At 71.7% G+C, this 10787-nt stretch carries 11 protein-coding genes; all 11 read left to right on the plus strand.

Going from position 1 to position 10787, the window contains the following annotated elements:
• From NR810_RS03330 to NR810_RS03380, 11 genes are read left to right on the plus strand one after another with little or no spacing between them, the layout of a single operon-like run.
• Positions 1-258: an acyl carrier protein gene (locus NR810_RS03330; RefSeq protein ID WP_257447588.1), complete on the plus strand. Its 258-nt coding sequence runs from the start codon at positions 1-3 to the stop codon at positions 256-258.
• Positions 259-260: 2 nt separating this feature from the next.
• A complete protein-coding gene (locus NR810_RS03335; protein WP_257447775.1) occupies positions 261-806 on the plus strand; it encodes a COG4648 family protein in 546 nt (181 codons plus the stop codon).
• Positions 799-2493: an AMP-binding protein gene (locus tag NR810_RS03340; RefSeq protein WP_257447590.1), complete on the plus strand. Its 1695-nt coding sequence runs from the start codon at positions 799-801 to the stop codon at positions 2491-2493. The genes NR810_RS03335 and NR810_RS03340 overlap by 8 nt, the downstream gene beginning before the upstream one ends.
• Positions 2490-3227, plus strand: a complete 738-nt coding sequence (locus NR810_RS03345) for a glycosyltransferase family 2 protein (protein WP_257447592.1) — start codon at positions 2490-2492, stop codon at positions 3225-3227. The genes NR810_RS03340 and NR810_RS03345 overlap by 4 nt, the downstream gene beginning before the upstream one ends.
• On the plus strand, positions 3224-4174 hold the full coding sequence (locus tag NR810_RS03350) for an LpxL/LpxP family acyltransferase (protein WP_257447594.1): 951 nt from the start codon (positions 3224-3226) through the stop codon (positions 4172-4174). The genes NR810_RS03345 and NR810_RS03350 overlap by 4 nt, the downstream gene beginning before the upstream one ends.
• The gene (locus NR810_RS03355; protein ID WP_257447596.1) at positions 4143-5705 is read left to right on the plus strand and encodes an HAL/PAL/TAL family ammonia-lyase; all 1563 of its coding nucleotides are present in this window, start codon (positions 4143-4145) and stop codon (positions 5703-5705) included. The genes NR810_RS03350 and NR810_RS03355 overlap by 32 nt, the downstream gene beginning before the upstream one ends.
• Positions 5695-6114 carry an acyl-CoA thioesterase gene (locus tag NR810_RS03360; RefSeq protein ID WP_257447598.1) on the plus strand — a complete coding sequence of 140 codons (420 nt, stop codon included), beginning with the start codon at positions 5695-5697 and terminating at the stop codon, positions 6112-6114. The genes NR810_RS03355 and NR810_RS03360 overlap by 11 nt, the downstream gene beginning before the upstream one ends.
• Positions 6111-6716: an outer membrane lipoprotein carrier protein LolA gene (locus tag NR810_RS03365; protein WP_257447600.1), complete on the plus strand. Its 606-nt coding sequence runs from the start codon at positions 6111-6113 to the stop codon at positions 6714-6716. Before NR810_RS03360 ends, NR810_RS03365 begins: the two co-directional genes overlap by 4 nt.
• Positions 6706-9003, plus strand: coding sequence for an MMPL family transporter (locus NR810_RS03370; protein WP_257447603.1), 2298 nt, complete (start codon positions 6706-6708; stop codon positions 9001-9003). Before NR810_RS03365 ends, NR810_RS03370 begins: the two co-directional genes overlap by 11 nt.
• Complete coding sequence (locus NR810_RS03375; protein WP_257447605.1) at positions 9000-10229, plus strand: NAD(P)/FAD-dependent oxidoreductase; 1230 nt, start codon at positions 9000-9002, stop codon at positions 10227-10229. The genes NR810_RS03370 and NR810_RS03375 overlap by 4 nt, the downstream gene beginning before the upstream one ends.
• Entirely contained in the window at positions 10217-10786 is a 570-nt protein-coding gene (locus NR810_RS03380) for a DUF3261 domain-containing protein (RefSeq protein ID WP_257447607.1), read from the plus strand. The genes NR810_RS03375 and NR810_RS03380 overlap by 13 nt, the downstream gene beginning before the upstream one ends.
• Position 10787: the final 1 nt, after the last annotated feature.

Genomic DNA, 10787 nt, shown 5'->3' on the forward strand with positions numbered 1-10787 from the left:
ATGAGCAAGCAGGAACTGTACGAGCAACTGAAGGCCATCCTGCGGGAGACCTTCGAAATCGAGCCCGAGCGCATCACGCCGGAGGCCCTGCTGCGCGAGGACCTGGACATCGACAGCATCGACGCGGTCGACCTGCTGGTGAAGCTCAAGCCGGTGGTCGGCAAGCGCCTGGAGCCGGAGGTGTTCAAGTCGGTGCGCACGCTGCAGGACGTGGTGGACGCGCTGCACGCGCTTCTCAACGAGTCAGCCGCGGCTTGAAGGTGCTTCGCCCAGTCCTGATAGGCCTGCTGACGGTCGCCTACCCCCTGCTCGTCTACTTCGGGCTGGGACGCTTCGAGCCCCGCTGGATGGCCTTCGCCCTGGTGGGCATGGCCGTGGTGCGGGCACTGGCCACGCGGGAGCGCGTCTGGCTGGTGGCCGCTCTGGGGGCAGGTGTGCTCGCTGCCTCCAGCATCCTGGGCAATCACGCCCTGCCGCTGAAGCTCTATCCGGTCCTGGTGAACGGGGTGCTCCTCGTGGTGTTCGCGACCAGCCTCGCCTACCCGCCCAGTGTGATTGAGCGTCTGGCGCGGTTGCGCGAGCCGGACCTGCCGCCCTCCGGGGTGCGCTACACGCGGCGGGTGACGCAGGTGTGGTGCGGCTTCTTCGTGCTCAACGGCAGCATCGCGCTCTGCACGGCCCTGTGGGCCAGCGACGCGGGCTGGGCGCTCTACAACGGGCTGGTGGCCTACGTGCTCATGGGGCTGCTGTTCGCCGGCGAGTGGCTGGTGCGGCGGCAGGTGAGAGCGAGGCAGACCCATGGCTGAGTTCCGCGGACTCGAAGGGCTCCTGAGCCGGGGCCGCGCGCCCACTCATCCGGTCGCCTTCCGCGAGGGCCGGGTGCTGGACTTCGCCTCGCTGGCCGCGCGGGCGGCGGGCTGGCGCGCGGCCTTCGCGTCGCGGCCGGGCCGCCGCTGGGGGCTCTACTTCGAGGACACCTTCGAGTTCGCCGCCGCGCTGCTCGGCGTCTGGCACGCGGGCGGGTGCGCCTGGCTGCTGTCCGACGCCCAGCCGGCGACCCTGGCGCGGGCCCGCGCGCAGGTGGACGGTTTCGCGGGGAGGCTGCCCCCGGAGCTCTCGCCGCTGGCGCCGCTCGCGCAGGGCGACGAGGGTGGCTGGCAGATGCTCTCTCCGGACGCACAGGCGCTGGTGGTCTACACCTCCGGCTCCAGCGGTGAGCCCACCGCCATCCCCAAGCGGCTGGCCCAGCTCTTCAACGAGGTCGCCACCCTGCAGCAGCTGTGGGGGGCACAGCTGGGTGAGGCCCGGGTGCTCGCGACGGTGTCGCACCAGCACATCTACGGGCTGCTCTTCCGGGTCCTCTGGCCCCTGGCCGCCGGGCGCCCCTTCGAGGCGCACAGCCTCCCCTATCCCGAGGACATCGTCTCGGCGCTCCGGCACGGCCCGGCCGCACTGGTAGCCAGTCCGGCCCACCTCAAGCGGCTGCCGCAGCAGCTCGACTGGGCGGGAGTGCGCGACAACCTGAGAGCGGTGTTCTCCTCGGGCGGGCCCCTGCCGGAGGAGGCGCTGCCCGGCTGCCGCGCACTGCTCGGCCAGGCCCCCGTCGAAGTCTACGGCAGCTCCGAGACGGGGGGCGTCGCCTGGCGCCAGCGCGGCACGGACGGCGCGGCCCCCTGGCGGGTGTTGCCGGGCGTGGAGGTGGCCGCGGACGAGGAGGTGCTGCGGGTGCGCTCGCCCCACCTGCCCGAGGGCGAGTGGTTCCACAGCGAGGATCGCGTGCGGCTGGTGGGCGAGGGCTTCGAGCTGCTCGGGCGCCGCGACCGCATCGTGAAGGTGGAGGAGAAGCGCGTCTCGCTCGGCGCCGTCGAGCGGGCCCTCCTGGAGACGGGCCTGCTGCGCGAGGCGAGGGTCCTCCCGCTTCCGGGGCCGCGGCTCACCCTGGCGGTCGTTGCCGTCCCGGAGGAGGCCGGCTGGAAGCGCCACGCGGAGGACGGACAGCGGGCCCTGAACGAAGCACTCAGGCAAGCGCTGTCGAGCCGGTTCGAGCCCAGTGTGCTGCCGCGCCGCTTCCGCTATGTGGAGGCGATGCCCGTCAATCCCCAGGGGAAGACGACCGAAGCGGCGCTGGCCGCCCTCTTCGACCCGCGCCGGCCGCAGATGCGCGTGCGCGAGCGCACCAACAGCCAGGCCGTGCTCGAGGTGGAGGCCTCCTCCCGCTCGCCCTTCTTCGAGGGCCACTTTCCCGGCAAGCCCATCCTGCCCGGCGTCACGCAGCTGGAGTGGGCCATCCAGTTCGGCCGCGAGCTCTTCGCGCTCCCCCCGGACTTCCTCGGCATGGAGGCGGTGAAGTTCCAGCAGGTCATCGTGCCCGGCACGCTCCTGTCCCTGGAGCTCACCTGGAATGCCGAGCGGGGAAGCCTCGGCTTCAAACTCACGTCGGCTTCTGGCAATCACGCCAACGGCCGCATCCTCTTCGGCGGAGGCAGGGCATGAAGACCTGTGCAGTCATTCCGGTCTACGACCATGGTGAGGCGGTGGGGGCGGTGGCCACCGCGGTGCGCAACCATGGCCTGCCCTGCGTGCTCGTGGACGACGGGAGCGGGCCGCAGTGCGCGGCGGTGCTGGACGGGCTGGCGGCAGCCGACCCCGAGGGCATCCAGCTCGTCCGCCTTCCCCAGAACCAGGGCAAGGGCGGCGCGATGATGGCCGGCCTGCGCGCGGCGAAGGAGCGGGGCTTCACCCATGCGCTGCAGATCGACGCGGATGGGCAGCACGACACCGGCGACATCCCGCGCTTCCTCGCGCTGGCGGAGCAGAACCCGGACGCGCTCGTCTGCGGGACGCCCATCTACGACGCGTCGGTGCCCAAGGGCCGGCTGTACGGCCGCTACCTCACCCACGTCTGGGTGTGGATCAACACCCTCTCCCTCGCCATCCGCGACTCGATGTGCGGCTTCCGCGTGTATCCGCTCGCCCCCACGGTGGCGCTCATCGACTCGGTGAAGCTCGGCAAGCGGATGGACTTCGACGTGGAGGTCCTGGTGCGGCTGTTCTGGCGGGGGATGCGCATCCTCAACCAGAGCACCCGGGTGCACTACCCCGCCGACGGCATCTCCCACTTCGACGTGCTGCGGGACAACGTGCGCATCTCCCGCATGCACGCGCAGCTCTTCTGCGGAATGCTGCTGCGGCTGCCCCTCCTGCTGTGGCGCAAGGTGGCCTCATGAAGACGCGCCATTGGGCGGACATGGGGGAGAGCACCTTCGTGGCCGGAATCTGGCTGCTGTACCAGGTCCACCGGCTGCTGGGGCGCTGGCCGTTCCGCCTGTGCCTGGCTCCGGTGGTCGCGCTGCACTGGCTCGCCCGCCCCACCATCCGCGCCGCCTCGCTCCAATACCTGGACCGCGTCCAGAGCGCGACCGGCGCGCTCGGCCGCAAGCCGGGCTGGAGGGACAGCCTGCGCCACGTCACGGCGTTCGCCGAGACGATGCTGGACAAGCTGCTGGCGGTCAGCGGCCGCTATCGCTTCGAGCACATCCGCACCGAGGGACGGGAGCAGTTCTACGAGGCGGCCAAGGAGGGGCGGGGCGGCATCATCGTGACCGCCCACATGGGGTGCCTCGAGCTGTGCCGGGTGATGGCCGAGCGCCGCGGCGAGGTGAAGCTCACCATCCTCGTGCACACCGGGCACGCCGTGCGCTTCAACCGGCTGCTGCAGCGGCTGAACCCCGACAGCGGGTTCCAGCTCATGGAGGTCACCGAGCTCGGCCCGGCCACGGCTGTCGCGCTGCACGAGCGCGTCTCCGCCGGCGAGTTCGTGGTGATTGCCGGGGACCGCATTCCGGTGGGCTCCGCCCAGATGGTGCGGGCGGAGTTCCTCGGCCATCCCGCGCCCTTTCCGGTGGGCCCCTACGTGCTGGCCTCCCTCATGAAGTGCCCCCTCTACCTGCTGGTGTGCATCCACGAGGGGCGGGGCTACACCATCCACTTCGAGTGCCTGGCGGAGCGCGTGGAGCTGCCTCGCGGAAGGCGGGAGGCGGCGCTGAGCGGCTACGCCAGCCACTACGCCCGCCGGGTGACGGCGCTGCTCGAGCGCGCGCCCTACGACTGGTTCAACTTCTTCCCCTTCTGGGACCAAGCGCATGTCTCTGCCCCTGCCCGCCTTCAGCCCTGAGCACACGGTGTGCTTCGACGGGACCCGGCTGTCCCTCGAGGACGTGGTCCGCATCTCGCGGCGCGAGTGCACCGCCGAGCTGGGCACCTCCACGGAGTTCCGCCGCCGCATCTCCAGTGGCGCGGAGTTCCTCGACCGCCTGCTGGCGGAGGAGGGCGTCATCTACGGCGTCACCACCGGGTACGGGGACTCCTGCACGGTGGCCATCCCGCCGGAGCTGGTCGCGGAGCTGCCGCACCACCTCTACACCTACCACGGCATCGGAGCCGGCCGGCTGCTGACGCCGGAGGAGACGCGGGCGGTGCTGGCCACCCGGCTGGCCTCGCTCTCGCAGGGGGTGTCCGGCGTGAGCCTGGGGCTGCTGCGCCAGCTGGAGCTGCTGCTCGCGCACGACATCCTGCCCCTCATCCCCGCCGAGGGCTCGGTGGGGGCCAGCGGAGACCTCACCCCCCTCTCCTACGTGGCGGCCGTGCTCTGCGGCGAGCGCGAGGTGTGGTACCGCGGCGCGCGGCGCCCCACGGCGGAGGTGTTCCGCGAGCTGGGCCTCACGCCCCTGCGGCTCCGTCCCAAGGAGGGGCTGGCCATCATGAACGGCACGGCGGTCATGACCGCCCTGGCCTGTCTGGCGTGGCAGCGCGCCGACTACGTGTGCCGGCTCGCCACCCGCATCACCGCCCTCAACGTCCTGGCCAGCGCCGGCAACGCGCACCACTTCGACGAGGCCCTCTTCGCGGTGAAGCCCCACCCGGGCCAGCAGCGCGTGGCGGCGCGGCTGCGGGAGGACCTGGCCTCCGAGCGGCCCAGCCGCAACGAGCAGCGCCTGCAGGACCGCTACTCGCTGCGCTGCGCGCCCCATGTGATTGGCGTCCTGGAGGACGCCCTCCCCTTCTTCCGCACGCTCATCGAGAACGAGCTCAACAGCGCGAACGACAACCCCATCGTGGACCCCGATGGGCAGCGCGTGCTGCACGGAGGCCACTTCTACGGCGGGCACATCGCCTTCGCCATGGACGGGCTGAAGAACGCGGTGGCCAACGTGGCTGACCTGCTCGACCGGCAGCTCGCGCTGCTCGTGGACAGCCGGTTCAACCACGGCCTGCCCGCCAACCTCTCCGGCGCGGTGGGGCCCCGCGCGGCCATCAACCACGGCCTCAAGGCGCTGCAAATCAGCGTGTCCGCGTGGACGGCCGAGGCGCTCAAGCAGACGATGCCGGCCTCCGTCTTCTCCCGCTCCACCGAGTGCCACAACCAGGACAAGGTGAGCATGGGCACCATCGCCGCGCGCGACTGCCTGCGGGTGCTGGAGCTCACCGAGCAGGTGGTGGCGGCCATGCTCATCGCCAGCCGGCAGGGTCTGGCCCTGCGCCGGCGCCTCGACGGCGAAATGAAGCTCGGGCCCGCCCTCTCGTCCATGGAGTCGGACCTGAACAGGCGCATCCCGCTGGTGGTGGAGGATCGCGCGCTCGACCGCGACCTCCAGGCGCTGCTGGGGGCCATCCAGCGGAGGGAGTGGGAGCTGTATGAAGCCTGACCTGAGCCACGAAATCGAGCTGTCGCCCGCCTTCCACGACCTCGACCCGATGGAGGTGGTCTGGCACGGCAACTACGTGAAGTACCTGGAGCTGGCCCGCTGCGCGCTGCTGTCGAAGTTCGACTACGACTACCCGCAGATGCGCGAGTCCGGCTTCCTCTGGCCCATCGTCGACATGCGGGTGAAGTACGTGGCCCCCATGGTGTTCGGGCAGAAGGTGCGCATCCGCGCGGAAATCACCGAGTGGGAGAACCGCCTGCGGGTGGACTACCGGGTGCGCGACGCGCTCTCCGGCCACAAGGTGACCGAGGCCCACACCATCCAGGTGGCGGTCTCCATCGCCACCCGGGAGCTGCAGTACGTCTGCCCCTCCATCCTGTGGGAGCGCCTGGGGGTGCGCCCGGAATGAGACGCCTGCTGACGCTCTTGTGGCTCCTCCTCTGCACCCCTGCCCTGGCGGCCGACCTGGCGGCGGACGTGCGTGCGCGTCTGGTGGATGCGCCGGTCCTGCGGGGCAGCTTCGAGCAGCAGAAGACGGTGGCGGGCTTCAAGAAGCCGCTGGTCTCGCGCGGTGACTTCCTCGTCGTGCGCGACCAGGGGGTGCTCTGGAACACCCGCAGCCCCTTTGCCTCGAGCCTGACGGTCACCCGCAAGTCCCTGCGTGCGGAGCAGGAGGGGGGCGCCGCGTACCAGTTGGAGTCGACCCGGGAGCCGGCGCTCACCGCGGTGAACGAGCTGCTGCTCGCGCTGGTCTCCGGGGATTTGTCGGTGCTCGCCACGCGCTTCCGCCTCGAGGGCGAGCTGGTCGCCAAGGGAGGGTGGAAGCTCACCCTGATTCCGACGGACGCCAGCGTGTCCCGGCTGTTCCGGCGCGTGCGGCTCGAGGGAGACACGTTCGTCCGCCAGGTCGAGCTCGAGGAGGTCCGGGGCGACTCCACCCGCATCCTCTTCGACCAGCTGGCGCAGACGCCGCCGCCCGGCCCCGCGGAGCTCGAGCGCCTTGGGAAGTAGACTGGCCATCCTCTGGGCCGTGCTCGTGCTCGCCGTGGGCATGCACCAGGTCTCCTTCTGGCGCTCAACACGCCTGGACACCGACGTGCTCGCGCTCCTGCCGGAGGACGAGCAGGCCCCGGAGGTGGGCGCCGCCACCCGGAGGCTGGCCGACGAGGCCGGACGCGAGCTGGTGCTGCTGGTGGGCGGCCCCGACTGGCCTGCTGCCCAGCGTGCCGCGGAGGTGGCGGCCCGCGCGCTCTCGGACTCCGGCGCGCCGCTGGAGCCCTCCGCCCTGGATGCCTCCGCCCTGGAGGACGCCGTGGCGTTCTACCTGCCCTACCGCGACCGGCTGCTGACGCCCGGCCAGCGGGAGTGGCTGGCGCGCGCGAGCGAGAAGGAGCTGGAGGCCACGGCGCTGATGAAGCTCTACCAGCCGGCCGGACCGCGGCTGACGGCGTGGAACGCCGACCCGCTCGGCCTCTGGCCCGACTGGTGGGCGGCGCGCGCTGCGGAGAGTGTGGCCCGCCCCCGCGAGGGCCGGCTGTGGCTCTCGGGCGAGGGCCGTGAGTGGGTGCTGCTGTCCTACCGCGGCACCGTCTCCTCCTTCGCGCTCGGCGAGCAGGGGGCAGTCAGCGCCGCCGTGGCGCGCGCACGCGCCGCGGTCCTCTCCGCCGTTCCGGGAGGGCGCCTGGTGGCTGCCGGCGTGCCGCTGTATGTCGAGGCCGCCGCGGCCCAGGCGAGCTGGGAGATGTCCACCATCGGCCTGGGCTCGCTGCTCGCGGTGCTGCTGCTGGTGTGGCTGACCTTCCGCTCGGTGCGGCCCATCGTGCTCATCGGCGTGTCGCTGCTCGTCGGCTCCGCCATCGCGCTGAGCGTCACCGCGCTCCTCTTCGAGCGGGTCCACCTCCTCACGCTCGTGTTCGGCGCGACCCTGGTGGGCGTGGCCGAGGACTACGGGTTCCACTACTTCGCCGCCCGGACGGGCAGACCCGCCTCGGAGCGCCGCTCGCTCATGCGCAGCCTGCTGCCGGGCATGGCGCTGGCCCTGCTCACCAGCGTGGTGGCGTATCTCGCGCTGGGGCTGGCCCCCTTCCCGGGGCTGCGCCAGATGGCGGTGTTCGCCTCGGCGGGCCTGCTCGGCGCCTTCCTCACCGTGGTCTGCTGGTTCCCCCTGGCCGACTACGGCGAGCTGCCCGTCACCCGCTTCGCCGAGCGGGTCTCCACCGCGCTGGGCCGCTGGCCCCGCTTCGGCCTGGGGCTCCGCTCCGGGCTGGTGCTCGGCGGGCTGTTGGTGCTGACCGCCGGAGGGCTGTGGAGGCTCCAGAGCCGCGATGACCTGCGCCAGCTGCAGAACGCGCCCGCGGCCCTGGTCGCGGACCAGCGCGAGCTGGGACGGCTGCTGGCACTGCCCAGCCCCGCCCAGTTCTTCCTCGTCGAGGGGGCGGATGCCGAGCAGACCCTGGTGCGCGAGTCCGCGCTCAAGCAGCGGCTGGACGCGCTGGTCGCCGAGGGCGCACTGGCCGGCTACCGCGCGGTCTCCGACTGGCTGCCCCCGGCCGAGCAGCAGCGCGCGGACCAGGCGCTCAGCGCCCGCGCGGAGCAGACGGTGCTGGCCGCGGTAGCCACCGCGACGGGCGAGGAGCTTCAGCGTGCCGCGTTCGCCGCGGGGACGCTCACCCCCGAGCAGCTGCTCTCGAGCCCGGTGGGCCGGGCCGTCCGCCAGCAGTGGCTGGGCCAGGTGGGCGACCGGCAGCTCAGCGTGCTGATGCTCAACGGCCTGAACGACGCGTCGGTGCTGCCGCGCCTGGCCCGTGCCGCGGACGGCCTGCAGGGCGTGCGCTGGGTGGACAAGACCGAGGAGGTCTCGCGGCTGCTCGGGCGCTACCGCCGCGTCATGACGGGCCTGCTCGTGGCCGGCTACGCCGCGGTGCTGGTGCTGCTGGCGCTTCGCTTCCGGCGCCAGGCCCTGCGGGCCTGGGTCCCCTCGGCACTGGGGAGCCTCGTCACGCTCGGGGTGCTGGGGTGGATGGGCGAGCCGCTGCAGCTCTTCACCGTGCTCGGGCTGGTGGTCCTGCTGGGCATGGGCGTGGACTACGGCATCTTCCTGCTCGAGCACCCCGGCGACGACTCGACGTGGCTCGCCGTCGCGCTGGCCGGCGTGAGCACCTTCCTCTCCTTCGGGCTGCTGGCCCTCTCGGCCACCCCGGCCCTGCGCTCCTTCGGCCTCACCATGCTGGTCGGTGAGGTGACCATCTGGATGTTGACCCCCTGTTTCAGACCCCTTCCTCACCAGGAAAGAACATGAAGACTGAAAAGACCGACGTTCTCGTCATCGGCGCGGGCCCCGCTGGCTCGGTGGCGGCAGGTCTGCTGCGCAAGCACGGGCGCGAGGTGCTCATGCTGGAGAAGGAGCAGTTCCCGCGCTTCTCCATCGGCGAGAGCCTGCTGCCGCAGAGCATGGAGTACATCGAGGCGGCGGGCATGCTCCGTGACGTGGTGGAGGCGGGCTTCCAGTTCAAGAACGGCGCGGCCTTCGCCCGCGGCAGCACGTACACGCAGTTCGACTTCCGGGAGAAGTTCTCGCCGGGCTGGGGCACCACCTACCAGGTGGAGCGCGCCACGTTCGACCACATCCTCTCCAAGGCCGCCGAGCGGATGGGCGCCACCCTCCGCTTCCGGCACGAGGTCACCGCCGTGGACCTCGACGGGGACAAGCCCCGGGTGACGGTGCGCTCCCCCGAGGGGGAGACCTATGGCGTGGAGGCCAACTTCCTGCTCGACGCCAGCGGGTTCGGCCGCGTCCTGCCGCGGCTGCTCTCACTGGAGACGCCGTCCAACTTCCCCGTGCGCGGCGCCATCTTCACGCACATCGAGGACCGGGTGGCGCCCGGCGTCTTCGACCGGAACAAGATTCTGGTCTCCGTGCACCCCGAGCACGTGGACGTGTGGTACTGGACCATCCCCTTCGCCAACGGCCGTACCTCGCTGGGCGTGGTCGCCAGGCGGGAGTTCCTCGAGAAGTACCAGGGCACGGACCTCGAGCGGCTGCGGGCCATCGTCAACGAGGCGCCCGCACTCGCCTCCGTCCTGAAGGACGCGGTGTGGGACACCCCGGCGCGCAAGCTCACCGGCTATGCCGCCAACGTGAAGTCGCTGTGGGGCCGGGGCTTCGCGCTGCTCGGAAACGCCGGTGAGTTCCTCGATCCGGTCTTCTCCTCGGGCGTGACCATCGCCTTCAAGTCGGCCAGTCTGGCGGTGGCCGCGCTCGAGCGCAGCCGTGCCGGCGAGGCGGTGGACTGGGAGCGCGACTACGCGCAGCCCCTCAAGGAGGGCGTCAACACGTTCCGCTCCTTCGTCGAGTCCTGGTACACGGGCGAGTTCCAGCGGATTCTCTTCCACCCCAACCAGTCGCCGGAGGTCCGCCGGATGATTTCCGCCATCCTCGCGGGCTACGCCTGGGACAAGGCCAACCCCTTCGTGGCGGAGAGTCACCGGCGGCTCAAGGTGCTCGGAGAGCTGTGCGCCGCCTGATTGCCGCCGCTGCCCTGCTGGCCCTGACCGCCTGCGCCGCGCGCCCGACGCGACCCGCGGCGCGGGAGGAGGCCCTGCCCGAGCTCCGGCTGCCCCCGGCCGGGCTCGGGCAGCCGGTGAGCCTCACGCAGCAACTGACGTTCGAGCACGCCCGGGATGCCGGTGGGGCCCGCTCGCTCGAGGCCCTGCTGGAAGTCGATGCCGAGCAGCTGCGGCTGGCCGGGTTCGCGCTCGGCCAGCGCGTCTTCACCCTCCTCTGGGACGGCCAGCACCTCGAGGAGCAGCGGGCGCCCTTCGTCCCCTCCCAGCTCCAGGCGGCCCGGGTGCTCCGGGACATCCAGCTCGTCTACTGGCCTGCCGAGGGTGTCCGGGCCGCCCTGCCCCCCGGCTGGACCCTGGAGGACTCGCCGGGCAGCCGGGCGCTCCTCTACGCAGGACAGAAGAAGGTGGTGGTGCGCTACGATGGCCATCCCCGCTGGGAAGGTGGGGCCGAGCTGCGCAATGAGGCGGAGCACTACCGGCTGTCCATCCAATCGCGCCGCAACCCCGATGAATGAC

This window comes from Archangium lipolyticum (assembly GCF_024623785.1).
Lineage (GTDB): Bacteria > Myxococcota > Myxococcia > Myxococcales > Myxococcaceae > Archangium > Archangium lipolyticum.

What these genes read in the sequence shown, in the direction of transcription:
- NR810_RS03330 (WP_257447588.1), top strand. Translation starts at nt 1, where the DNA reads ATGAGCAAGCAGGAACTGTACGAGCAACTGAAGGCCATCCTGCGGGAG.
- NR810_RS03340 (WP_257447590.1), top strand. Translation starts at nt 799, where the DNA reads ATGGCTGAGTTCCGCGGACTCGAAGGGCTCCTGAGCCGGGGCCGCGCG.
- NR810_RS03345 (WP_257447592.1), top strand. Translation starts at nt 2,490, where the DNA reads ATGAAGACCTGTGCAGTCATTCCGGTCTACGACCATGGTGAGGCGGTG.
- NR810_RS03350 (WP_257447594.1), top strand. Translation starts at nt 3,224, where the DNA reads ATGAAGACGCGCCATTGGGCGGACATGGGGGAGAGCACCTTCGTGGCC.
- NR810_RS03355 (WP_257447596.1), top strand. Translation starts at nt 4,143, where the DNA reads ATGTCTCTGCCCCTGCCCGCCTTCAGCCCTGAGCACACGGTGTGCTTC.
- NR810_RS03360 (WP_257447598.1), top strand. Translation starts at nt 5,695, where the DNA reads ATGAAGCCTGACCTGAGCCACGAAATCGAGCTGTCGCCCGCCTTCCAC.
- NR810_RS03365 (WP_257447600.1), top strand. Translation starts at nt 6,111, where the DNA reads ATGAGACGCCTGCTGACGCTCTTGTGGCTCCTCCTCTGCACCCCTGCC.
- NR810_RS03375 (WP_257447605.1), top strand. Translation starts at nt 9,000, where the DNA reads ATGAAGACTGAAAAGACCGACGTTCTCGTCATCGGCGCGGGCCCCGCT.